The sequence below is a fragment of the Pseudomonas sp. genome, assembly GCF_050739775.1.
GTDB lineage: Bacteria > Pseudomonadota > Gammaproteobacteria > Pseudomonadales > Pseudomonadaceae > Aquipseudomonas.
Map to the genome: position 1 here is coordinate 31085 of NZ_JBOICA010000026.1, position 22560 is coordinate 53644.

At 61.2% G+C, this 22560-nt stretch carries 20 protein-coding genes and 2 pseudogenes; 11 read left to right on the plus strand and 11 right to left on the minus strand.

Annotated elements, in window-relative coordinates; translation table 11 throughout:
- The first annotated feature begins 102 nt into the window (after positions 1-102).
- The 3 genes from ACRESH_RS15040 to ACRESH_RS15050 are packed head-to-tail and all read left to right on the plus strand — an operon-like array spanning position 103 to position 5029.
- Positions 103-1476, plus strand: coding sequence for a TolC family outer membrane protein (locus tag ACRESH_RS15040; RefSeq protein ID WP_431742748.1), 1374 nt, complete (start codon positions 103-105; stop codon positions 1474-1476).
- Between the two features lie 38 nt (positions 1477-1514).
- Positions 1515-3662, plus strand: a complete 2148-nt coding sequence (locus tag ACRESH_RS15045; RefSeq protein WP_431742749.1) for a type I secretion system permease/ATPase — start codon at positions 1515-1517, stop codon at positions 3660-3662.
- Positions 3663-3673: 11 nt separating this feature from the next.
- Complete coding sequence (locus tag ACRESH_RS15050) at positions 3674-5029, plus strand: HlyD family type I secretion periplasmic adaptor subunit (protein ID WP_431742750.1); 1356 nt, start codon at positions 3674-3676, stop codon at positions 5027-5029.
- 151 nt (positions 5030-5180) lie between these two features.
- Here ACRESH_RS15050 and ACRESH_RS15055 read toward each other — a convergent pair whose 3' ends face one another.
- From ACRESH_RS15055 to ACRESH_RS15070, 4 genes and pseudogenes are all read right to left on the minus strand, one after another.
- Positions 5181-5780 carry a tRNA-uridine aminocarboxypropyltransferase gene (locus ACRESH_RS15055; protein WP_431742751.1) on the minus strand — a complete coding sequence of 200 codons (600 nt, stop codon included), beginning with the start codon at positions 5778-5780 and terminating at the stop codon, positions 5181-5183.
- A gap of 78 nt (positions 5781-5858) precedes the next feature.
- Positions 5859-6833, minus strand: a pseudogene (locus ACRESH_RS15060) (methyl-accepting chemotaxis protein); the annotation flags it as partial.
- Positions 6834-7112: 279 nt separating this feature from the next.
- A pseudogene (locus ACRESH_RS15065) lies at positions 7113-7463 on the minus strand (PAS domain-containing protein); the annotation flags it as partial.
- 97 nt (positions 7464-7560) lie between these two features.
- Positions 7561-8454, minus strand: coding sequence for a LysR family transcriptional regulator (locus ACRESH_RS15070; RefSeq protein WP_431742752.1), 894 nt, complete (start codon positions 8452-8454; stop codon positions 7561-7563).
- 224 nt (positions 8455-8678) lie between these two features.
- Between ACRESH_RS15070 and speB the strand changes: the two genes are divergently transcribed.
- A complete protein-coding gene (gene speB / locus ACRESH_RS15075) occupies positions 8679-9629 on the plus strand; it encodes an agmatinase (RefSeq protein WP_038613564.1) in 951 nt (316 codons plus the stop codon).
- A 144-nt stretch (positions 9630-9773) separates the two neighbouring features.
- Positions 9774-11153, plus strand: a complete 1380-nt coding sequence (locus tag ACRESH_RS15080; RefSeq protein WP_431742753.1) for a sodium:solute symporter — start codon at positions 9774-9776, stop codon at positions 11151-11153.
- A 55-nt stretch (positions 11154-11208) separates the two neighbouring features.
- Here the strand turns inward: ACRESH_RS15080 and ACRESH_RS15085 are convergent, their stop codons facing one another.
- From ACRESH_RS15085 to ACRESH_RS15095, 3 genes are all read right to left on the minus strand, one after another.
- Complete coding sequence (locus ACRESH_RS15085) at positions 11209-11334, minus strand: PA1414 family protein (RefSeq protein WP_431742754.1); 126 nt, start codon at positions 11332-11334, stop codon at positions 11209-11211.
- A 224-nt stretch (positions 11335-11558) separates the two neighbouring features.
- Positions 11559-12485 carry a DMT family transporter gene (locus ACRESH_RS15090; RefSeq protein ID WP_431742755.1) on the minus strand — a complete coding sequence of 309 codons (927 nt, stop codon included), beginning with the start codon at positions 12483-12485 and terminating at the stop codon, positions 11559-11561.
- A 106-nt stretch (positions 12486-12591) separates the two neighbouring features.
- Positions 12592-12984 carry a transcriptional regulator gene (locus ACRESH_RS15095; protein ID WP_431742756.1) on the minus strand — a complete coding sequence of 131 codons (393 nt, stop codon included), beginning with the start codon at positions 12982-12984 and terminating at the stop codon, positions 12592-12594.
- Positions 12985-13103: 119 nt separating this feature from the next.
- Between ACRESH_RS15095 and ACRESH_RS15100 the strand changes: the two genes are divergently transcribed.
- Positions 13104-13373, plus strand: coding sequence for a hypothetical protein (locus ACRESH_RS15100; RefSeq protein WP_431742757.1), 270 nt, complete (start codon positions 13104-13106; stop codon positions 13371-13373).
- A 113-nt stretch (positions 13374-13486) separates the two neighbouring features.
- On the opposite strand, the gene ACRESH_RS15105 is transcribed toward ACRESH_RS15100, so the two are convergent.
- Positions 13487-14812, minus strand: coding sequence for a DEAD/DEAH box helicase (locus tag ACRESH_RS15105; RefSeq protein ID WP_431742758.1), 1326 nt, complete (start codon positions 14810-14812; stop codon positions 13487-13489).
- 141 nt (positions 14813-14953) lie between these two features.
- Here ACRESH_RS15105 and ACRESH_RS15110 point away from each other — a divergent pair, with 141 nt between their 5' ends.
- Positions 14954-16255: a mechanosensitive ion channel family protein gene (locus ACRESH_RS15110; protein WP_431742759.1), complete on the plus strand. Its 1302-nt coding sequence runs from the start codon at positions 14954-14956 to the stop codon at positions 16253-16255.
- On the opposite strand, the gene ACRESH_RS15115 is transcribed toward ACRESH_RS15110, so the two are convergent.
- From ACRESH_RS15115 to ACRESH_RS15125, 3 genes are all read right to left on the minus strand, one after another.
- Positions 16196-17074, minus strand: a complete 879-nt coding sequence (locus ACRESH_RS15115) for a carboxylate/amino acid/amine transporter (protein ID WP_431742760.1) — start codon at positions 17072-17074, stop codon at positions 16196-16198. The genes ACRESH_RS15110 and ACRESH_RS15115 overlap by 60 nt on opposite strands.
- Before the next feature lie 145 nt (positions 17075-17219).
- Positions 17220-17819 carry an FMN-dependent NADH-azoreductase gene (locus ACRESH_RS15120; protein ID WP_431742761.1) on the minus strand — a complete coding sequence of 200 codons (600 nt, stop codon included), beginning with the start codon at positions 17817-17819 and terminating at the stop codon, positions 17220-17222.
- A gap of 149 nt (positions 17820-17968) precedes the next feature.
- Positions 17969-18283, minus strand: a complete 315-nt coding sequence (locus tag ACRESH_RS15125; RefSeq protein WP_431742762.1) for a 3-phosphoglycerate kinase — start codon at positions 18281-18283, stop codon at positions 17969-17971.
- 49 nt (positions 18284-18332) lie between these two features.
- Between ACRESH_RS15125 and ACRESH_RS15130 the strand changes: the two genes are divergently transcribed.
- The 4 genes from ACRESH_RS15130 to ACRESH_RS15145 all read left to right on the plus strand — a co-directional run bounded on the left by ACRESH_RS15130 (position 18333) and on the right by ACRESH_RS15145 (position 22532).
- Positions 18333-19256: a LysR family transcriptional regulator gene (locus tag ACRESH_RS15130; RefSeq protein ID WP_038613582.1), complete on the plus strand. Its 924-nt coding sequence runs from the start codon at positions 18333-18335 to the stop codon at positions 19254-19256.
- A 14-nt stretch (positions 19257-19270) separates the two neighbouring features.
- Complete coding sequence (locus ACRESH_RS15135) at positions 19271-20083, plus strand: alpha/beta fold hydrolase (RefSeq protein ID WP_431742763.1); 813 nt, start codon at positions 19271-19273, stop codon at positions 20081-20083.
- Positions 20077-20634, plus strand: a complete 558-nt coding sequence (locus ACRESH_RS15140) for a peptidylprolyl isomerase (RefSeq protein ID WP_431742764.1) — start codon at positions 20077-20079, stop codon at positions 20632-20634. Before ACRESH_RS15135 ends, ACRESH_RS15140 begins: the two co-directional genes overlap by 7 nt.
- Before the next feature lie 65 nt (positions 20635-20699).
- The gene (locus ACRESH_RS15145; protein WP_431742765.1) at positions 20700-22532 is read left to right on the plus strand and encodes an ABC transporter ATP-binding protein; all 1833 of its coding nucleotides are present in this window, start codon (positions 20700-20702) and stop codon (positions 22530-22532) included.
- Positions 22533-22560 lie beyond the last annotated feature (28 nt).

Consider the following 22560-nt stretch of genomic DNA (forward strand, 5'->3'; position numbering starts at 1 on the left):
TCTTAGCTCTGTTGTTACAAACCTGAAACGGTTTGCACGTAAAAGTTCGTCAATTTTATGACGACAGCAACACCTAAATTAGAAATCAGGGAGAAGTACCCCATGCGCGTTTTGACCCCCATCACCGGCGCAATTCTTTTGGCCATGGCATGTGCCAATGCTCAAGCGATGTCGATTACGGAGGCTGTACAAAGCGCCGTGGACCAACATCCTGAAATCAACGCCAGCCGCAACAGTCGGTTGTCGGCAGACGAAGACGTAAACGTTGCCAAAGGCGGCTGGTACCCGCGCGTCGACCTGGTTGCCGGCTATGGCCGACAGAAGTCGGACAACACCAATACCCGCGGCATCGATCCCGACGGCAGCCGTAATCACCACAAGGAAACGCTGACCTACACCCAGTCAGACCTGCGCTTGCGGCAGATGCTGTTCGACGGTTTCAACACTGCCAACGAGGTCGGTCGCACTGAAGCCGTGGTCAACTCCCGCGCCTACTACACCCAGGCAACCGCCCAGAGCATCGCCCTGCGCGCCATCGAGGTCTACCTGGAAGTGCTCAAGCGCCGTGAACTGGTGACCCTGGCCACGAACAACCTCCAGGCCCACCTGCGTGTCAACGACCAGATCGGTTTGCGCAGCGAACGTGGCGTGGGCAGCACCGCCGACCTTGACCAGTCCACCGCTCGTCGCGCCCTGGCGGAAAACAACCTGTACACCGCCGAAGTCGACCTGGCCGATGCCGAAGCCAACTTCTTCAGCGTCATCGGCCGCGTACCCGACGAGTTGGAAACACCGGTCACCATCAAGGGTGAAATGCCTGCGAGCCTGCTGGACGCACGCCAGGACATGCTGGAGCATAACCCCTACCTGAAGTCGGCCCAGGCTGACGTACAAGCTGCCGAGCAGCAGTACGAAGTGGCCAAGTCGCCGTTCTATCCGCGCCTGGATGCGGTGTTGGCCACGGGTGCCAACAACAACACCGCAGGTCAGGTCGGTCACGACAACAATGACTGGCAAGCCGGTGTCGAGCTCAGCTACAACCTGTTCCGCGGCGGCAGCGACAAGGCCCGCCTGCAGTCGGATGCACACAAGATCAACCAGGCGATGGACATCCGCAACAATGCCTTGCGCACCCTCAACGAGGACCTGGCGCTGTCCTGGAACGCCATGACCAACGCCCGCAAGCAAACCCCGACCGCCCGCGAGTACGCCGACACCAGCACCCGTGTGCGCGCGGCCTACCAGGACCAGTTCGGCCTCGGCCAACGGACCCTGCTCGACCTGCTCGACAGTGAAAACGAGCTGTACAACGCCAACCGTCGTTACACCGAAGTGCGCTATACCGAGGAGTTCTCGATGTATCGGGTCCTGGCCAACATGGGTGAACTGCTGAACAAGCAGCGCATCTCACTGCCGCCTGAGGCCATTGCCAAGAGTGAAGTAAAGAGCGAAGCACGCTTGCCCGACATGCGCTAAGTCTCAACCCGTTGCAGGAGTAGGCCATTGTGACCAGCATGCAACCTGTGAGCTCGACGACGGATCCGCGCCAGAGTTTCGATGACCCGCTACTCGATGGATTACTGATCCTCTGCAAGCTGCATGGTTGCACGCTCAGTCGCGCGGGTCTGAGTGCCGGCCTGCCCTTGGCCCAGCAGCGCTTGAGCCTCGACCTGCTGCCACGGGCTGCTGCTCGTGCCGGTTTGCAGGCTCGGGTGCTGCGCAGGGAATTGAACGCGATTTCGCCACTCAACCTGCCGGTGCTGTTGCTGCTCAAGGAGGGCCGCTGCGCCGTACTGCGGCGTTGGGGCGATGACGGTATGGCGCTGATCCTGCCCAGCGAGGCGGAAGGCGGCGAGCAATGGGTCAGCCACAAGGAACTGGCCGAGGCTTACAGCGGCGAGGCGTTGTTCGCCCGCCCCCGGCATGAGCTCGAAGAGCTGCGCGCGCCATTGATGCCACGGGTCAATGCCTGGTTCCGCGACACCCTGAAGCTGTCACGCTGGCTCTACAGCGATGCGCTGTTGGCCAGCTTGTTGATTAACCTGCTCGGCCTGATGGTGCCGTTGTTCGTCATGCAGACTTACGACCGGGTGGTGCCCAACCAGGCCATCTCGACCTTGTGGGTGCTGGTGGTCGGCCTGTTGATCGGCACCCTGTTCGAGCTGATTCTGCGCGTGGTACGCGCCCACTTGCTGGATCAGGCCGGAAAAAAGACCGACCTGATTCTCTCGGCCACGTTGTTCGAGCGCATCACCGGGATGTCGATGAAGGCCCGCCCGGCAACCGTCGGCGGCTTTGCGCAAAGCATCCATGACTTCCAGGGCCTGCGCGAATTTCTCACCGCGGTGACCCTGACCAGCATCATTGACTTGCCCTTCGTGGTACTGATGCTGCTGGTGATCGGCCTGCTCGGCGGCTGGCTGGTGGTGATTCCGCTAATCGCCTTTCCAGTGACCATTGTCTTTGCCCTGTTCATCCAGGTACGCCTGCGCGACACCGTACAAAAAAGCCTGGCCCTGGGCGCGGTACGCCAGGCCCTGCTGATCGAAACGCTCGGCGGCCTGGAAACCCTCAAAGCCTGTAGTGCCGAGAGTGAGCGTCAGTATCAATGGGAAAGCACCCACGGCGCCCTGACCCGCCTCGACGCCCATGCCCGCAACTTGTCGGCCCTGGCTACCAACGGCACGTTGTTCATCCAGCAATTCTGCGGCATGGCGACCATTGTCGCCGGCGTCTACAGCATCATTGCCGGCAACCTCAGCGTTGGCGCCCTGGTCGCCAGCTACATGCTCGGCAGCCGCGTGCTGGCACCGCTGGGACAGATCGCCGGGCTGATCACCCGCTATCAGCAGGCGCAGCTGACCATGCGCAGCACCGATGCCCTGATGGCGTTGCCACAAGAGCGCCAGGCGGGCCAGCAACCGCTGGAGCGTACCCAACTGCACGGTGCCCTTGAGGTCAGCCATGTCAGTTTTCGCTATACCGGGCAGAACGCCGCAGCACTCAATGATGTGAGCTTCAGCGTCAAGCCCGGCGAACGCATCGGTATCATCGGCCGTAGCGGCTCGGGCAAAAGCACCCTGGCCCGCCTGTTGATGGGCTTTTATGCCCCGGACGAAGGGCAACTCCTGCTCGACAACCTCGACCTGCGCCAACTCGACATCGCCGACCTGCGCAACCAGATCGGCTATGTTGCCCATGACCTGCCGCTGCTGGCCGGCAGCCTGCGCGACAACCTCACCCTCGGTGCGCGCTATGTGAGTGACGCGCGGATGCTTGAGGTGGCCGAGCTGACCGGCGTCAGTGAGCTGGCGCGCCAGCATCCGCAAGGCTTCGAGCGTCCGGTGGGTGAACGCGGCCAGTTGCTCTCCGGAGGGCAGCGCCAAGCCGTACTGCTGGCCCGGGCGATGCTACTGGAGCCGCCGATCATGATCCTCGACGAACCCACCAGCCACATGGATAACGCCAGCGAAGAGCAACTGCGCCAACGCCTGCAGGGCTGGGTCCAGGGCAAGACCCTGCTGCTGGTTACCCACCGCACCTCGATGCTCAGCCTGGTCGACCGCCTGCTGGTGCTGGACAACGGCAAGGTGGTGGCTGACGGGCCGAAGGAAGCGGTCATCGATGCACTGCGCAAAGGCCGGGTCGGTTCGGCCATCTAGGGGGTCCAGTAATGTCCATCAGCCAAGGCCTGCGCAGTTACTTCCAGAGTTTCGGCAAGACCGCCGAACGCGACTACATGCCCGATGTGGCCGGCGCAACGTTGCAGGACTCGCCACGCCTGTCGCGCATCACCGTGTGGCTGGCTGCCGCCTTGTTGCTGGTGGCCGTGACCTGGGCCTGGTTTGCGGTGCTTGACGAAGTCACCATGGGTGAAGGCAAGGCGATTCCGTCGAGCAAGGTACAGGTGATCCAGAACCTGGAAGGTGGCATCGTCACCGAGATTTTTGTCCGCGAAGGGCAAATGGTTAATAAGGGTGATACCTTGCTGCGCCTGGACGACACCCGCTTTCTGTCCAACAAGGGCGAGAGCGAAGCGGATCGCTATGCCCTCACCGCCCAGGTCGAGCGCTTATCGGCCGAGGCCGAGGGTCGTCCCTTCCAGGTTTCCGAAGAAGTACGCAACAAGGCGCCGCAGGTGGCCGAAGACGAGTTGTCGTTGTATCAGTCCCGGCAACGTCGCCTGACCAGCGAGAAGCAGACCCTCAGCGAACAACTGCGGCAAAAGACCCAGGAGTTGGCCGAGTTCCGCTCCAAGGCCGAGCAGTACCGCTCGGCGCTGGCCCTGCTTCAGCAAGAACTGAATATGTCGACGCCGCTGGTGGGTACCGGGGCGATTTCACCCGTGGAGATCTTGCGCCTCAAGCGCAGTACCGTGGAGGCGCGAGGTTCGCTGAACGCCACCACACTGGCCATTCCCCGGGCAGAGGCGGCAGTGGCGGAAATCAAGAGCAAGATCGAAGAATCGGAAGCCGGCTTCCGCTCGGAAGCGGCCAAGGAACTCAACGAGAAACGCACCGACCTGTCGAAGATCACCGCGTCGAGCATCGCCATCGATGACCGGGTCTCGCGCACCACGGTGGTCTCTCCGGTGCATGGCATCATCAAGCTGCTCAAGGTCAACACCATTGGTGGCGTGGTCCAGCCGGGCAGCGACCTGCTGGAGATCGTGCCACTGGAGGACAACCTGCTGATCGAAGCCAAGGTACGCCCCCAGGACGTTGCATTCCTGCACCCGGGGCAGGCGGCAATGGTCAAGTTCAGCGCCTACGACTACACCATCTATGGTGGCCTGAAGGCCAAGCTGGAATTGATCAGCGCCGACACGGTGACCGACGACAAGGGCAATGCCTTCTACCTGATCCAGGTGCGCACCGACAAGAACCACCTCGGGGGCGACAAAAAACCTTTGTTGATCATCCCTGGCATGACCGCCACGGTGGACATCATCACCGGCCATAAAAGCGTACTCGACTACTTGCTCAAGCCGGTGCTCAAGGCGCGGACCGAAGCCATGCGCGAACGTTGACTATCGCAGGCAACTGTCTTTTATCGTGGGAGCGGATTCATCCGCGAAGGACTGCATAGCAGTCCCTTCTCTGGGGCCGCGCCGCGCCCCTTCGCGGATGAATCCGCTCCCACAAGAAGCCTCGTAATCCTGCGGGCTTGCCCCGCGATAATCAACGCAGATGATTACGCTCGTACGTCTCCCGCCCCATCGCCTCGATCTGCCCTTCGATCAAGGCCTCGAACGGCCTTAGCAGCGCATCAAAACACACCGGTGCCTCCAGCACATTCAACGCCTGCACCACCGCCTCCAAGGTCGACAGCGCCCCTTGAGCCGGCGCTTTGCGCAAGCGGTAGCGCGAAGGCAGCACCTGGGCCAGCGTCACCCGCGGCAAGGTTGCCAGTAGCGGGTTCAGATGCAGCAGTTTGCTCGCCTTGCGCCAAGTGCCATCAGGCACCACCAGTAACCACGGGCGCTCTTCATTGCCATCGGCATAGGCAGCCAGGGGCTGTGCATCGTCGCCGGGAAACAGCAAGGCGCTGCGATACCCCGGCGCCTCAAGCAGCTCAGCCAGATCCTCGAACACCTCCCCGACCCTCAGCTCGGCATTGCGCAAGCCCAGGGCTGCCAGCTTTGCAGTATTGAGGGCATGGCGCACCTCACTGGGATGCTGCAACACCAGCACGCGGGTACGGCTATCGAGGGATGGGATCAATGGGCAAAGGCAATGGGTTTGTGGGCGCAGGCAGCGCTCGCACTGGATTCTGGACATCGGGTTCTCCTGGGCGGGCAAAGTGTGCCACAGCAGTCCCGAAAAAAGCCCACTTCCCTGTGGAGTAAGCGCACGACTTCAGCGGTTGAAACGTTCGGCCAGGCTGTACAGGTATTCGGCCATGCGCTCCAGGTCCTGGCTGATCTCGGCGCCCTGCTTGGCCTGCCCGGCACTGTGATCGCAGAGCTGGGCGATGCGGGTGATCTGCTGATTGATATCTTCAGCGACATGACTCTGTTGCTCGGACGCCGTGGCCATCTGCTGACTCATGCCGGTAATGCGGCTGATCGCCTGACTGATCCCCACCAGTGCCGACTGCACCGCTTCGACACGTTGCACGCTTTCCCTGGAGATCTGCTCGCCCTTGCTGGCCGTCGACACCGCCCGCTGGGCTCCATCACGCAGCGAAGCGATGATCTGGTGGATTTCCTCAGTGGAGGTTCGGGTTCGCTGAGCCAGGGAGCGGACTTCGTCGGCCACCACGGCAAAACCACGCCCCTGCTCGCCGGCCCGCGCCGCCTCGATCGCAGCATTGAGGGCAAGCAGATTGGTCTGCTCGGCAATCGAGGTGATCACATCCACCACACTGCCAATTGACTGGGTCTGGTCAGCCAAAGCATTAACCGCCTGACCGATGTCGTTGACTGCCTCGCTCATGCTGCCCATGGCCCGCAGGCTTTGTTGGGCGAGGTTACTGCCCTGCTGGGCCAACTGATCGGCATCAGCCGCGGCTGTGGCCGTGGTCTGCACGTTGTGGGTGACTTCCTGGATGGTCGCTGCCATCTGTGCGATAGCCGTTGCCGACTGATCGGTTTCACTGCGCTGACGGTCGAGCATCTGCGCCTGGGCACCGGACAGGTCCGAGGATTGTGCCGCCCGCGCCTTGACCCCGACACCGGCGTCCACCAGACGGGTAAGGGCCGTCTGCAAGCGCGCTTCCTCGCTGAGAATGGCCAGGTCCAACTGCCCTTGCAGGCCTTTGTTGTCACTGTAGGTCAGGGCCACAATTGGACTGGTGAAGGCTTTTGGATGCTCAGCCAGCGTGTGCTTGATCACCCGATTCTGACGCGATTCGATCAGGTACCAGGCGCTGAGCAGGCTGGCCATGAGTACGCCAAGAGCTGCGTATTGCGGCAACCACAGGTAACCTGCCGCCGACAGCAGGCCAGCACCGAGCAGTGGCCAGCCATGCTCGACCCACTCACCCACGCGCGCCGCCCAAGGCACCGCCGCACGCCCCTGGCGCAGCCGGGCATACAGCGCCGTGGCGCGACGGATCTGCTCGCGGGTTGGCACTGAGCGCACCGATTCGTAACCGCTGATCCGGCCGTTCTCGTAGATAGCCGTCACATAGGCACTGACCCAATAGAAGTCGCCGTTCTTGGACCGGTTCTTGACCACGCCCATCCACGGCTTGCCTTGCTTGATGGTTTCCCACATATGAGCGAACACCGCAGGGGGCATATCCGGATGGCGCACCAGGTTGTGCGGCTGACCGAGCAGTTCTTCGTAAGTGAATCCGCTGATGGCGACGAACGCATCGTTGCAGTAGGTGATATGGCTGTTGAGATCGGTGGTGGAAATCAGTCGTTGTTCGTTGGGAAAGGTTCTTTCATGCTCAGTGACGGGCAAATTCATGCGCATCTGGGCGGTCCCTGCTTGGAAGATGATGGGGGATTTCATCAAAGCAAGTACAGGTTTAGCAGAGCATTTACGGGGCTGTGGCCGATTTCTTAGAAAAATCTACGGCCCTGGTTACGTTTCCCAGGCGAGGTTTTGTTCAGGTCGGCGTGAGTTGCGCCTTGAGCAAGTCACGGAAGGTCTGAATCAAGGGTTCGCGACTGCGTCCGCGGCGAATGATCATGGAAAACGGCGCCTGATAGCCGAAGGTCGCCGGTGATAACACGCGCAAATCGCCCTTGTCGGCCCAAGCCTGGGCATAGTGTTCCGGCAGGTAGCCGATGTAGGCTCCGGACAACACCAGAATCAGTTGCGCCTCCATGCTTTCCACTGTCGCCGCACTGTGCTTGAAGCCGTGGCGGGCCAGTTCCGCCTGGCTCCAGTAGCCTCGCCCAACCATGCGCTGCTGGGTGATGACCTGCTCGGGAATGCGCCGCTCGTGGAACAGCGGATGGCGATTACTGCAGTACAGCCAGTGCTGCTCACGGTACAGCGGCTGATAGACCAGCCCACTCATGCGCGTAGAAAACGCCCCGATGGCCAGGTCCAGGCGGTTATCCTGGACCCCCAGCTGCAACTCGTAGGGACTGGAAACCGACAGATGCAGGTGCACCGCCGGGTGCTCCTGGCTGTAGGCGCCGATCGCTTCGGCCAGCGGCAGGGCCCGGTCGCCTACTGTCGAGTCGATCACTCCCAGGTTCAGGGTACCGCGCAACTCGCCCTTGAGCGCTGCGGCGTACTGCTCGAAGCCGTCCATTTCTGCCAGCAGGCGCAGGGTTTCCTGATGGAACAGTTCGCCCTTGCTGGTCAGGCTGAAGCCCCCTCGCCCACGATGACAAAGCACAATGCCCAGTGCTGCTTCCAGCTGGCTCATGTAGGTGCTGATGGCCGAGGTCGAGAGATTGAGTTCACGCTGGGCGTTGGCGAACCCCTGATGGCGCACGACACTGACAAAAATGCGCAGGAGTTTCAGGTCAGGCAGTGCAGTAGCCATGGCTTACGGGGTCCGAAAAGGCGGCAGGTGGGAAAAGTCTAACCAGATTCCCGGCAATAGTTTAGAAAAACCTGAACTAAGTATTTGCCTGTAGCGATTCTTCTTGCTCACTACCTTTTGCAGAATCTGCCGCAATACACCTGCTTGCCGGCATTTCCGGGTTACTTGCCGACCCGCAAGACAGGTTCCAACAACTAGAACAATCGAATCGATGAGGCCCGACCGTGGACAAGATTCTGCACCAACCACTGGGCGGCAACGAAATGCCGCGTTTCGGCGGCATCGCCACCATGCTCCGTCTCCCTCACCTGCAAAGCGCCGAAGGCCTTGATGCCGCCTTCATCGGCATTCCTCTGGACATCGGTACCTCGCTGCGCTCCGGCACCCGTTTCGGCCCACGGCAGATCCGCGCCGAGTCGGTGATGATCCGTCCCTACAACATGGCCACTGGCGCCGCGCCCTTTGATTCGATGTCGGTGGCCGATATCGGCGACGTGGCGATCAACACCTTCAACCTGCTTGAAGCCGTGCGCATCATCGAAGAAGCCTACGACGAAATCCTCGAGCACAATGTCATCCCCATGACCATGGGCGGCGACCACACCATCACCCTGCCGATCCTGCGGGCGATCCACAAGAAGCATGGCAAGGTAGGCCTGGTGCATATCGATGCCCACGCTGACGTCAACGATCACATGTTCGGCGAGAAGATCGCCCACGGCACCACCTTCCGCCGCGCGGTGGAAGAAGGCCTGCTGGACTGCGACCGTGTGGTGCAGATCGGCTTGCGCGCCCAGGGCTATACCGCCGAAGACTTCAACTGGAGCCGCAAGCAGGGCTTCCGTGTGGTCCAGGCCGAAGAATGCTGGCACAAATCCCTGGCGCCACTGATGGCCGAAGTACGCGAGAAGGTCGGCGGCGGTCCGGTCTACTTGAGCTTCGACATCGACGGTATCGACCCGGCCTGGGCCCCAGGCACCGGCACCCCGGAAATCGGTGGCCTGACCACCATCCAGGCCATGGAAATCATCCGTGGTTGCCAGGGCCTGGACCTGATTGGCTGCGACCTGGTGGAAGTCTCGCCACCTTACGACACCACCGGCAACACCTCGCTGCTCGGTGCCAACCTGCTTTACGAAATGCTCTGTGTCTTGCCAGGCGTTGCTCGCCGCTGACCGACAGGCACCAGGAGCTGCAACGAGGCAGGAGCCATGATCGCCGGATCGCACAAGCGGCCCGCGCAGTAGACGAATGACCGGCGCCGGGCTTGCCTGGCGCCAGGATCGATCTCACCATAATAAAGATAATCGGAGACACCCATGGCCTTAGACTTAATCGTTGTCTTGATCTACGCGGCCGCCATGCTCGCGCTTGGCTGGTATGGCATGCGCAAAGCGAAAACCCATGAAGACTACCTGGTGGCCGGACGCAACCTGGGCCCTAGCCTGTACATGGGCACCATGGCCGCCACGGTGCTGGGCGGCGCCTCGACTGTAGGCACAGTGAAACTGGGCTACGTGCACGGTATCTCGGGTTTCTGGCTGTGCGCGGCCCTGGGCCTGGGCATCATCGCCCTGAACCTGTTCCTGGCCAAACCACTGCTGCGCCTGAAGATCTTCACCGTGACCCAGGTGCTGGAGCAACGCTACAACCCCATGGCCCGCCAAGCCAGCGCCGTGATCATGCTCGCTTATGCGCTGATGATCGCCGTGACCTCGACATTGGCGATGGGTACCGTTCTGCAAGTACTGTTCGAAATGCCGTTCTGGGCCGCCCTCCTGCTCGGCGGCGGTGTTGTCGTGGTGTACTCCACTGTCGGCGGCATGTGGTCGCTGACCCTGACCGACATCGTCCAGTTCGTGATCAAGACCGTTGGCCTGATGTTTGTACTGCTGCCGATCTGCCTGTACCGCGTGGGCGGCTGGGATGAACTGGTGGCCAAGCTGCCGGCGTCGAGCTTCAGCCTGACCACCATCGGCTGGGACACCATCATCACCTACTTCCTGATCTACTTCTTCGGCATCCTCATCGGTCAGGATATCTGGCAGCGGGTGTTCACCGCCCGTGACGAAAAGGTCGCCCAGCGTGCCGGCACCACTGCCGGTATCTATTGCGTGATCTATGGCCTGGTGTGTGCCGCGATCGGTATGGCTGCCCATGTGCTGTTGCCGGATCTGGGCAACGCCAACAATGCCTTTGCCGCCATCGTCAAATCCGCCCTGCCTGACGGCATCCGCGGCCTGGTGATTGCAGCAGCACTGGCAGCAATGATGTCCACGGCCAGCGCTGGCCTGCTCGCGGCCTCGACTGTACTGACTGAAGACCTGCTGCCCAAGCTGCGCGGTGGCAAGCAATCGAGCCTGGGTATCAACCGCCTGTTCACCTTGCTCACCGGTATTGCCGTGCTGGGTATCGCGCTGGTGGTCGAAGACGTGATCAGTGCCCTGACCCTGGCCTACAACCTGTTGGTCGGCGGTATGCTGGTGCCACTGATCGGTGCGATCTACTGGAAACGGGCAACCACTGCCGGGGCAATCACCAGCATGACCCTGGGCTTTGTCACTGCCCTGGCATTCATGATCAAGGATGGGATGGATGCCAACACGCCGATCTATTACAGCCTGGCGATCGCGTTGGTCAGCTTTGTGCTGGTAAGCCTGATGTCTCGCCGTCCGGCGGGTGCAGCAAACCTGGCCTGATCCAGGCCAGCGGTGGCCGTCGCATCACCCTGATGCGGCGGCCCGAGCCAGGCGCCTAGCGACGAGGCTGGCGCTTGCGCTGTTCCTCATCGGTAGGGATCGGCACCGGCTGCAACGGCGGTGGAATCAAGCCCAGGGCCGCAGCCAGGTCATGAAGCCAGTTGAACAGATTGTTTTTCATAACTCCCCCTTACGGGTCAGCCTGCACGGCGTTTCAATCCTGCGATGCTTCATACAGATCATAGTCCTATGTCTTACATTGCGCATACTCAAGGACTACAAGTTGGGGCAAGTTTGATCTCGATCAAGCACTGACCGCCACTTCCGCCGTCGCTGTAACTGTTTCCCCTTGTTGCAGATCGATCAGGGCCAGGGTCCCCGGCCCCTGCCGCGCAGCCCCCCAGCCTAACCGAGCAAACTGCGCAAGCGTCGGCGCACCCACTGTTCAGCACTGACCAGGGTCACGCCAAGCAGGACCATGATGGCCCCAAGCACGAAGTTCAGACTCAGTGGCTCACCCAGCAGCAGCACGCCAAAGGTCACTCCGAACAGCGGGGTAATGAAGGAAAACACCGCCAGGTTCGACGCCAGGTAACGGCGCAGCAACCAGAACCAGGTCAGGTAGCTGAAGAACGACACGATCAGCCCCTGGAACAACAGACTGCCAATGGACATGGGGGTGAAGTGCACCTGGGTGGCCTGGCCGCTCAGCGTGGCGATCAACAACAAGCCGGCGAAGCCGACCGCCAATTGGTAGAACAACGTCAGGGTCGCAGGAGCTTCCGATAGCCTTGAGGCGCGCACCACCACCGTGGTCGCCCCCCAGGCCAGGCCTGCCAGTACGCCAAAGGCATCGCCCAGCAGCATGCGCCCGTCCAGGTCTGACAGTGATACACCGCCAGCAAAGGCATAGGCGATACCGCCAAAGGCCAATACGATCCCCAGCCATTGCAGTGGCCGCAAGCGCTCGCTCGGCAGCAGCCAGTGCAGGCCCAGGGCCGTGAACACCGGTGCCGTGTAGAGGAACACCGACATGTGCGCCGCCGAGGTCAGCTTCAGGCCTTCGGCGATGAACAAAAATTCCACCCCGAACAGCGCGCCGGCCAGCAGGCCGCCCCGCCAGGTGTGCGCCACCTGATCCCAACCGCCGCGAAAGCACATCAGCAGGCCGACCAATACCGCCGCCATGCCCGAACGCAGGGCCTGCTGCATCACCGGCGCAATGTCCGGCGCGGCCAACTTGATCATCACCTGCTGGATGCCCCAGATCAGGCACAGCACCAGCATCACTTGCAGGGCAAAGGCATCGGTATTACGGCGGATGGCGCTCATTGCAGGCACCCGCTATCGGCTAACGGCATGGCAGAGTCTCGGCAGCTGTGGATCCAGCACCGATTATCAGCGGCTGTGGGCGTTCATTGCCAGCCTTGTGTTGCCTTCAGGCAATTTGCGCGTGCGACGACACCTGATCGAAGGTGGTTTCGTCCAGCGCATCCTCCTGTTCATCGAGCACCTGACGCGGGTGGTCATTGCCCGGGATGCTGCTGTCGATCAGGCTGAGCAGGCGTGAGCCACGCGCAGTAAGGACGAAGTTTTCGCCGTTGCCGCCAGCGTCCCCCGTCCGGCTTTCGATGTAACCGCGATCGAACAGCAGCTTCTCGTAATCACAAGCGAGGGTCTTGAGGTGATCCAGATCCCCCACTGGCTCGCCTTTGGCGGCCAGATCGGCAGCGTGCTGCTCTGCATAAGGGCGTGGTGTGAAACTGTGACCGGCGCTGTTCTGCACTTCGTGCAGCAGACGTTCGATCAGGTCCCAGTCGTAGGTGATCATGGCATGACCTCACTCAAGGGTGTGTAAGGTTATGACTGACATCTGTCGCTACGGTTCGACTGAACTTTGTGCGCTTCACGCCACTCAACCGGAAGACTCATGCCACCGGAGCGCTGCTCATGAAAACCCTGTTGAATATCGCTGCTGCCGCCAGCCTGCTGCTGGCCCTGCCCAGTTGGGCATGCACGCTTGAGGAAGCCACGGAGAAGCGCGAGGCGCTGGCCAAGGAGGTGACGCGACTGACGGAGCAGAACCCGCAGAAGGCCAAGGAGATCAATGACGAGCTAAAAGGCATGAAGCTGGACAGCGCCAGCAAGGACCTGCCGGACAAATGCCAACTGATCGACAAACGGTTGCAGGAGTTGAGGACGGCGGAGAAGAAGGTTTGAAGCGCTAAATTTTTTGCAATCGTGGGAGCGGATTCATCCGCGAAGGACTGCATCGCAGTCCCATCTTTGGGGCCGCGTTGCGCCCCTTCGTGGATGAATCCACTCCCACAGTCTTACTCAGCAGCCGGCGCCGGCTTGCGACGCTTGAGCGGCGCCAGGCCATCGGCACTGGCCAGCGGGGCGTTAGGTTTTGGCTTGGCCGTCGGTTTGCGCTTGGCCACAACCTTCTTGTCGCCTTTCTTGTCGGTCTTTTTCTTCTTCACCCCAGCAGCCTTGCCCGAAGCCTTGACCTTTTTCGGTCCGCTGTAGGTGCCTTTGACTTCCTTGATCACGCGGCGTTCGAAGCTCTGCTTCAGGTAACGCTCGATGCTCGACATCAGGTTCCAGTCGCCGTGGCAGATCAGCGAAACGGCCAGACCTTCGTTACCGGCGCGGCCGGTACGGCCGATACGGTGCACGTATTCGTCGCCGCTGCGCGGCATGTCGAAGTTGATCACCAGGTCCAGGCCGTCAACGTCCAGGCCACGGGCCGCGACATCGGTCGCCACCAGTACCTTGGCACCGCCCTGCTTCAGACGCTCGATGGCCAGCTTGCGGTCCTTCTGGTCCTTGTCACCGTGCAGGACGAAGGCTTTCACGTCCTTGGCCACCAAATGACCGTAGATACGGTCGGCCATGACGCGGGTGTTGGTGAAGATGATCGCCTTCTGATAGGTCTCATTGGCCAGCAGCCACTGGACGATCTGCTCTTTATGCTGATTGTGGTCGGCAGTGATGATCTGCTGACGGGTACCGTCGTTGAGCTGGCTGACGGTGTTGAGCATCAGGTGCTCTGGGTCTTTGAGCACTTTGCCGATCATGTCACGCAGGCCTGCGCCGCCAGTGGTGGCGGAGAACAGCAGGGTTTGCTCGCGGTTCGGGCACTCGCCACACAAGCGCTCGACGTCTTCGGAAAAGCCCATGTCGAGCATGCGGTCAGCTTCGTCGAGGACGATCACCTGCACATGCTCAAGTTTCAGGTTGCCGGCGTTCAGTTGCTCAAGCATGCGGCCCGGGGTGCCAACCAGGATGTCCGGCACCTTGCGCAGCATGGCGGCCTGTTCCTTGAAGTCTTCACCGCCGGTGATCATGCCGGCCTTGATGAAGGTGAACTGGGCGAAACGCTCGATTTCCTTGAGGGTCTGCTGGGCCAGCTCGCGGGTGGGCAGCAGCACCAGGGCACGGATCTCGACACGCTTCTGCTTGAGGTCGACCAGACGGTTGAGCACAGGCAGCACGAAGGCTGCGGTCTTGCCACTACCGGTTTTCGCCGTTACCCGCAGGTCACGCCCCTGCAACGCCAAGGGAATGGCGGCCGCCTGCACCGGAGTCGGCTCTACGAAGTTCAGTGCAGCAACGGCTTTGAGCAGGCGTTCGTGCAGGGCGAATTGGGAAAACACGGGTGTACCTCGGGCATATGCAGAAATTCAGCCGTATAGAGTAACGTTTTCCGAGGCTCACGCCGAACTTCTTTTGGTACTGTTGCACCTTTCCGGGCTCTAATAACCCCTCACTTTCGATTCGGACACCTCAACTTCCGCATGGCTATTGAACAGTTCTGGCAAAACGCCCTCGACCTCTGGGGCACTCTCGATCAACATCCCGTGCTGCACGCAGGCCTTGGGCTAGGCCTTCTGCTGGTCATCGCCCTGGTCCTGGGGCGAGTGGCACGTTTCCTGATTCTTCACGCCGTCAAACTGCTGGGCCGACAGCCGGCACTGCACTGGCTCAACGACCTGCTGCAAAACAAGGTTTTCCACCGCCTGGCGCAAATGACGCCGTCGCTGGTGGTGCAGTTCGGCCTGAAACTGGTACCTGAGCTCAACGCCCCCAGCCAGCATTTCCTCGGCAACGTGGCGCTGGCCTTTACCATCCTGTTCCTGGTGCTGGCCATCAGTGCCCTGCTCGACGCCCTGCTGGACATCTACGCGCGCACCGAACATGCCCGTACCCGCTCGATCAAGGGCTACGTGCAGCTGGCGAAGATGGTGCTGTTCGTGTTTGGCGCGATCATCATTGTCGCCACGCTGATCGACCGCTCACCGCTGTTGCTGCTGTCGGGCCTGGGCGCCATGTCGGCGGTCATCCTGTTGGTGTACAAGGACACCTTGCTGTCGTTCGTGGCCAGCGTACAGCTGACCAGCAACGACATGCTGCGGGTCGGCGACTGGATCGAGATGCCCCAGGTCGGCGCCGACGGCGATGTGGTGGATATCACGTTGCACACCGTCAAGGTGCAGAACTTCGACAAGACCATTGTCTCCATCCCCACCTGGCGGCTGATGTCCGAGTCGTTCAAGAACTGGCGCGGCATGCAGCAGTCAGGCGGACGGCGGATCAAGCGCAGCCTGTTCATCGACGCCGGTGGCGTACGCTTCCTGCGTGCCGATGAGGAACAGCGCCTGGGTGAGGTGCGCCTGTTGAGCGACTACATCACCCGCAAGCGCAGCGAGCTCAAGGCCTGGAACAAGGCCCAGGGCAATGTCGCCGAACTTTCCGCCAACCGTCGGCGCATGACCAACATTGGCACTTTCCGCGCCTATGCCCTGGCCTACCTGAAGAGCCACCCGGAAATCCAGCCGAACATGACCTGCATGGTCCGCCAGATGCAGACCACCGCCCAGGGCGTACCACTGGAGATCTACTGCTTCACGCGCACCACCGCCTGGGCCGACTACGAGCGGATCCAGGGCGACATCTTCGACTACCTACTGGCGGTGATGCCGGAGTTCGGCCTGAGCCTGTACCAGCAACCCAGCGGCAACGACCTGCGAGCCGGCCTGCTACCGGCGAGCCTGCCCGGCCAGCAACGGGCGTTGAACACCGAGACGGCCGAGCCATAGCGAGGCAAGGATCACCGCCCCACCGATGAACAACCTGCCCAGGGGCTCGTGCTGATTCCAGATCAGCAAGTTGAGCAACAGCCCCACCGGCACGTGCAGGTTGTTCATCACTGCCAGGGTCGCGCCGGAAACCAGGCATGCGCCCTTGTTCCACCAATACAACCCCAACGCCGTCGGGCACAGCCCGAGGAACAACAGCACCAGCCACTGCACATCGGTGCTGGGCAGGTGCTGAGTGTTGCCGAACGCCAGAAACGCCGGCAGCACCACCAGCAAGGCGCCCAGATAGAAGTAGCCAAAGCGCCGGTAGTGCGGCAGGTCACTGGGGTTGCGCGCGATCAGGTGACGGTACAGCACCTGGCCGGCGGCATAGGTGAAGTTGGCCAGTTGCAGCAGCAAGAACCCCATGAAGAAGTCCGGGCTGATCCGATCGAAGCGGATCACCGCCGCGCCCGCCACGGCTACCAGGGCAGCCAGCAGCGCCCAGGAATTGAAACGCCGGTTCAGGGCATCTTCGATCAGGGTCACATGCAGGGGCGTGAGGATGGTGAACAGCAGCACTTCCGGCACAGTCAATACCCTGAAACTCAGGTACAGGCAAACATAAGTGATGCCATATTGCAGGGCGCCGATCAGCAGCATCGAGCGCATGAAACGCGGCTCGACCTGACGCCAGCGGGTCAGCGGCAAGAACACCAGCCCGGCCAGCACTACTCGCGCGAGCACGGCGAAGTAGCTGTCGACGTGACCTGCCAGGTATTCGCCGATCAGGCTGAAAGAAAACGCCTGGATCAATGCGACGATCAATAAATAGCCCATGCTTGCCCCTTGCTGTGGAGGCGGCGACCTTAGCTTTTCACTGATCGCGGGGCAAGCCACAAAAAAGCCCGGCCATGCACAAGGCAATGACCGGGCAGGCACACCCAAAGGAGCAACAGGTGTCAGGCGGGAAAACTCAGTGCAATCAAGCCACCGCAGCCAGCTGGGCTTTGGCCTGGTTCAAGCCCTTCTCATGGAAGTCACCGCCCATGTTCAGGCCCTCGGCATGGATGAAGGTCAGGTCATGGATACCGATGAATGCCATGACCTGACGCAGGTAAGGTTCCTGGTGGTCGCTAGTCGCCCCGGCATGGATACCACCACGGGCAGTGAGAATATAGGCACGCTTGCCCGTCAGCAGGCCTTGGGGGCCAGTTTCGGTGTATTTGAAAGTAACACCAGCGCGCAGCACATGGTCCAGCCAGGCTTTCAGGGTGCTGGGGATGGTGAAGTTGTACATGGGCGCTGCCAGCACCAGCACATCGGCGGCCAGCACTTCGTCGGTCAGTTCGTTTGAGCGCGCCAGGGCCTGCAGCTCGTCGCCGTTGCGCTGCTCTTCGGGCTTCATCCAGCCCCCCAGCAGGTTGGCATCCAGGTGTGGAACCGGGTTGACGGCCAGGTCACGCTGGGTGACCTGGTCAGCAGGATGAACAGCTTGCCACTGGCTGATGAAGTCGCTAGTCAGTTGCCGGGAGATCGAACCCTGCTGGCGGGCGCTGCTTTCGATAACGAGTACACGGGACATGAGTTGCCTCCATCGGCGAACGTGCTAAGTCGATGGAGGCAAGATTAAACAGTGAGCGATCGATTAAAAAGCGTAAAATCCGGGTGTAATCTATCAGTTAATTTGTTTTATTGTGCCGGTGCGCTAGCCTCAACAGCAGCTCGCCTCACTCACAGCGGCTTACAATCCAGGCTGATGCGCAACTTGATGATCTCGCGATTGAACTTGGCGGTGACATCTTTGCTCTGCTTGGCCGGCACCTGTACCCGGCGCACCCTGGGGGCTTCCGGGCCGTTGCGGAACATCACCTTGCACTGGGCGGGCACCTCGCCGTAGTTGTTCAGGGTGATCGAACCGATGTCACGGTCAGTGTCGTAGGTGGTGTAGTCGAGCTTGACGCCGTCGGTGGTCTTTTCCACATCGATGGGATAAGCCAAGGCTGTGAGCGGAAGCAGGGCCAGCAATACAGCACAACATTTCTTCATACGACGCTCTCCATGAAAGAGCGCCAGCTTAGGACATCAGGAGCCGAAGATGAAAGCGCCGCGCGTTACCCTGGATCAGTGGCGGACCCTCCAGGCGGTGGTCGATCACGGTGGCTTTGCCCAGGCGGCCGAAGCGCTGCACCGCTCGCAATCCTCGGTGAGCTACACCGTGGCGCGCATGCAGGATCAATTGGGGGTACCGTTGCTGCGCATCGACGGGCGCAAGGCGGTGCTGACCGAAGCCGGCAACGTGCTGCTGCGCCGCTCCCGGCAACTGGTCAAGCAGGCCAGCCAGCTGGAAGACCTGGCCCACCACATGGAACAGGGCTGGGAGGCCGAAGTGCGCCTGGTGGTCGATGCCGCCTACCCCAATGCCCGCCTGGTCCGTGCCTTGAGTGCCTTCATGCCGCAAAGCCGCGGTTGCCGCGTGCGCCTGCGTGAAGAAGTGTTGTCAGGGGTCGAAGAGGTACTGCATGAAGGCATCGCCGACCTTGCCATCAGCGGCTTCAACATTTCCGGCTACCTGGGCACCGAGCTCAGTTCTGTGGAGTTCGTCGCCGTTGCCCATCCGGATCACAGCCTGCACCGCCTGGGTCGCGAGCTGAACTTCCAGGACCTGGAAAGCCAACTGCAAGTGGTGATCCGCGACTCGGGCCGTGCGCAACCGCGCGATGTCGGCTGGCTTGGCGCCGAACAACGCTGGACGGTGGGCAGCCTGGCCACCGCCTCGACGTTTGTCAGCAGCGGCCTGGGCTTTGCCTGGTTGCCGCGCCACCTGATCGAGCGGGAACTGCGCGAAGGCGTGCTCAAGCCCCTGCCACTGGATCAGGGTGGCAGTCGCCACCCACTGTTCTACCTTTATTCCAACAAGGACAAACCCTTGGGCCCGGCCACGCAGATTCTCATCGAGTTGCTGCGCAACTTCGATACCGCGCCGCTGGACGTGCCCTTCGCCGCCCCCGCCCAAGCCTGACAGGAATCACGCCCATGGCCTATTTCGAACATGAAGGTTGTTCGCTGCACTACGAGGAGTATGGCCAGGGAGACCCGCTGGTACTGTTGCACGGCCTGGGCTCCAGCTGCCAGGACTGGGAGATGCAGGTGCCAGCGCTTGCCCGTCACTACCGGGTGATCCTGATGGACATCCGTGGTCACGGCCGCTCCGACAAACCCCGCGAGCGCTACAGCATCCAGAGCTTCAGCGCCGACCTGCTGGCCCTGCTCGAGCAACTGCAGACCGGCCCCGTGCACCTGGTAGGCCTGTCGATGGGCGGCATGGTCGGTTTTCAGTTCGCCGTCGATCACCCTGAGTGGCTACGCAGCCTGTGCATTGTCAACAGCGCCCCGGAGGTCAAACGCCGCACCCGTCAGGACTGGATCTGGTGGGCCAAGCGCTGGGCCATGGCCCGGGTGCTGAGCCTGGAAACCATCGGCAAAGGCCTGGCGGCACGGTTGTTCCCAAAACCGCAACAGGCCGACCTGCGCCGCAAGATGGCCGAACGTTGGGCAAAAAACGACAAGCGCGCCTACCTGGCCAGCTTCGACGCCATTGTCGGTTGGGGCGTCAGCGAACGCCTGGGGCAGATTCGCTGTCCTACGCTGGTCATCAGCGCCGACCATGATTACACCCCGATACAACTGAAGGAGCGCTATGTCCGCCTGATTCCCCAGGCGCAGCTGGCGGTCATCGAAGATTCCCGGCACGCTACGCCACTGGACCAACCACAGATTTTCAATCAAACGTTGCTGCAGTTTCTGGCGGCGTCCTCCACCTCTCAAGGAACATTGAGCCCATGCTGAAAAAACTCCTGCTCGCCACTTGCTCGGTCGTCTTCGCCACCAGCCTGATGGCTGCCGAGAAGGCACCCCATGTATTGCTCGACACCAGCTTCGGCCAGATCGAAGTGGAACTGGATCCGGTCAAGGCGCCGATCAGCAGCAAGAACTTCCTGGATTATGTGGACAGCGGCTTCTACACCAACACCATCTTCCACCGGGTGATTCCTGGTTTCATGGTTCAGGGCGGTGGCTTCACCGAACAGATGGTGCAGAAAGACACCAAGCCCCCGATCCACAACGAAGCCAGCAACGGCCTGCACAACACCCGTGGCACGCTATCGATGGCGCGCACCTCGAACCCTAATTCGGCCACTAGCCAGTTCTTCATCAACGTGGCTGACAACGCCTTCCTCGACCCGGGTCGTGACGCCGGTTACGCGGTATTCGCCAAAGTGGTCAAGGGCATGGACGTCGTCGATCAGATCGTCAACTCGCCGACCACCGTCAAGAAAGGTATGCGTGACGTGCCGGTCGACCCGGTACTGATCAAGTCGGCCAAGCGCCTCGACTGACCCCGGGCTTCACAGGGACGTGAGCCAAGGCCTGAGGGTCTAACTGAACAGGAGTTACCTTTTTCATGCTGTTTCGCCGTTTCGAAAAGCTGATCGACATCTTTCGTGAAGCACCCAGCGCCTCGCCGCCGAGTACGGTATTGCCGTTCTATCTGTACTACCTGCGCCAGGTCTGGCCGAGCTTTGCCGCGCTGTTGATCGTCGGCCTGATCGGCGCGCTGATCGAAGTAGCACTGTTCAGTTACCTGAGCCGGATCATCGATCTGGCCCAGGGCACCCCCAACGTCAACTTTTTCAGCGAACACGCCGGTGAGCTGATCTGGATGCTGGTAGTGGCACTGCTGCTACGCCCGGTGTTCGTCGGCCTGCACGACCTGCTGGTGCACCAGACCATCAGCCCCGGCATGACCAGCATGATCCGCTGGCAAAACCACACCTATGTGCTCAAGCAGAGCCTGAAGTTTTTCCAGAGCGATTTTGCCGGACGTATTGCCCAGCGCATCATGCAGACCGGCAACTCGCTGCGCGACTCGGCCGTACAGGCAGTGGACGCCCTCTGGCACGTACTGATCTATGCCATCAGCTCGCTGGTGCTGTTTGCCGAGGCCGACTGGCGCCTGATGCTGCCGCTGATCACCTGGATCCTCTGTTACATCGGCGCGCTCTGCTACTTCGTGCCACGGGTCAAAGCCCGTGCAGTGATTTCTTCTGATGCCCGCTCCAAACTCATGGGCCGCATCGTCGATGGCTATACCAACATTGCCACGCTGAAACTCTTTGCCCACACCGACTTCGAGCAGCAGTACGCGCGCGAAGCCATCAGCGAGCAGACCGAAAAGACCCAACTGGCTGCCCGCGTGGTCACCAGCATGGATGTGGTCATCACCAGCCTCAACGGCCTGCTGATCGTCACCACCACGGGCCTGGCCCTGTGGCTGTGGACCCAGTCGCTGATCAGCGTCGGTGCGATTGCCCTGGCCACGGGCCTGGTGATCCGTATCGTCAATATGTCCGGCTGGATCATGTGGGTGGTCAACGGCATTTTCGAGAACATCGGCATGGTTCAGGATGGCCTGCAGACCATTGCCCAGCCGGTCACTGTTACCGACTCAGCGAAAGCCCCGGCGCTCAAGGTCGATCACGGCGCCGTGAAGTTCGAGAATGTCGGCTTCCACTACGGCAAGGGCAGCCGGATTATCGATGGCCTGAACCTGGACATTCGCCCTGGCGAGAAAATAGGCCTGATCGGCCCCTCCGGCGCAGGCAAATCAACCCTGGTCAACCTGCTGTTGCGTTTATATGACCTGGAAAGCGGACGCATCCTGATCGATGGCCAGGACATTGCCCAGGTCACCCAGGCCAGCCTGCGCGCACAGATCGGCATGATCACCCAGGACACCTCGCTGCTGCATCGTTCGATCCGCGAAAACCTGCTGTATGGACGTCCCGACGCCAGTGACGAAACCGTCTGGGAAGCGGTACGCCAGGCCCGTGCCGATGAGTTCATCCCGCAGCTGTCCGATGCCCAGGGCCGCAGCGGCTTCGATGCCCATGTGGGTGAGCGCGGGGTCAAGCTCTCCGGCGGCCAGCGCCAGCGCATCGCCATTGCCCGGGTGCTGCTCAAGAACGCGCCGATCCTGATCATGGACGAAGCCACTTCGGCGTTGGACTCGGAAGTTGAAGCTGCAATCCAGGAAAGCCTCGAGACGCTGATGCAGGGCAAGACGGTGATCGCCATCGCCCACCGGCTCTCGACCATCGCCCGCATGGATCGCCTGGTAGTGCTGGAAAAAGGCCGGATTGCCGAAATGGGCAGCCATGCCGAGCTACTGGCGCAGCAGGGTCTGTATGCGCGCTTGTGGCATCACCAGACCGGCGGGTTTGTCGGCATTGACTGATTTTGGGGCACTGCCTGCTCCCACAGGC

What these genes read in the sequence shown, in the direction of transcription:
- ACRESH_RS15090 (WP_431742755.1), bottom strand. Translation starts at nt 12,485, where the DNA reads ATGAGCGCCATCCGCCGTAATACCGATGCCTTTGCCCTGCAAGTGATG.
- ACRESH_RS15125 (WP_431742762.1), bottom strand. Translation starts at nt 18,283, where the DNA reads ATGAAGAAATGTTGTGCTGTATTGCTGGCCCTGCTTCCGCTCACAGCC.
- ACRESH_RS15115 (WP_431742760.1), bottom strand. Translation starts at nt 17,074, where the DNA reads ATGGGCTATTTATTGATCGTCGCATTGATCCAGGCGTTTTCTTTCAGC.
- ACRESH_RS15135 (WP_431742763.1), top strand. Translation starts at nt 19,271, where the DNA reads ATGGCCTATTTCGAACATGAAGGTTGTTCGCTGCACTACGAGGAGTAT.
- ACRESH_RS15085 (WP_431742754.1), bottom strand. Translation starts at nt 11,334, where the DNA reads ATGAAAAACAATCTGTTCAACTGGCTTCATGACCTGGCTGCGGCCCTG.
- ACRESH_RS15140 (WP_431742764.1), top strand. Translation starts at nt 20,077, where the DNA reads ATGCTGAAAAAACTCCTGCTCGCCACTTGCTCGGTCGTCTTCGCCACC.
- ACRESH_RS15050 (WP_431742750.1), top strand. Translation starts at nt 3,674, where the DNA reads ATGTCCATCAGCCAAGGCCTGCGCAGTTACTTCCAGAGTTTCGGCAAG.
- ACRESH_RS15045 (WP_431742749.1), top strand. Translation starts at nt 1,515, where the DNA reads ATGCAACCTGTGAGCTCGACGACGGATCCGCGCCAGAGTTTCGATGAC.
- ACRESH_RS15095 (WP_431742756.1), bottom strand. Translation starts at nt 12,984, where the DNA reads ATGATCACCTACGACTGGGACCTGATCGAACGTCTGCTGCACGAAGTG.
- ACRESH_RS15100 (WP_431742757.1), top strand. Translation starts at nt 13,104, where the DNA reads ATGAAAACCCTGTTGAATATCGCTGCTGCCGCCAGCCTGCTGCTGGCC.
- ACRESH_RS15130 (WP_038613582.1), top strand. Translation starts at nt 18,333, where the DNA reads ATGAAAGCGCCGCGCGTTACCCTGGATCAGTGGCGGACCCTCCAGGCG.
- ACRESH_RS15145 (WP_431742765.1), top strand. Translation starts at nt 20,700, where the DNA reads ATGCTGTTTCGCCGTTTCGAAAAGCTGATCGACATCTTTCGTGAAGCA.
- ACRESH_RS15120 (WP_431742761.1), bottom strand. Translation starts at nt 17,819, where the DNA reads ATGTCCCGTGTACTCGTTATCGAAAGCAGCGCCCGCCAGCAGGGTTCG.
- ACRESH_RS15040 (WP_431742748.1), top strand. Translation starts at nt 103, where the DNA reads ATGCGCGTTTTGACCCCCATCACCGGCGCAATTCTTTTGGCCATGGCA.
- ACRESH_RS15080 (WP_431742753.1), top strand. Translation starts at nt 9,774, where the DNA reads ATGGCCTTAGACTTAATCGTTGTCTTGATCTACGCGGCCGCCATGCTC.
- ACRESH_RS15055 (WP_431742751.1), bottom strand. Translation starts at nt 5,780, where the DNA reads ATGTCCAGAATCCAGTGCGAGCGCTGCCTGCGCCCACAAACCCATTGC.
- ACRESH_RS15110 (WP_431742759.1), top strand. Translation starts at nt 14,954, where the DNA reads ATGGCTATTGAACAGTTCTGGCAAAACGCCCTCGACCTCTGGGGCACT.
- ACRESH_RS15070 (WP_431742752.1), bottom strand. Translation starts at nt 8,454, where the DNA reads ATGGCTACTGCACTGCCTGACCTGAAACTCCTGCGCATTTTTGTCAGT.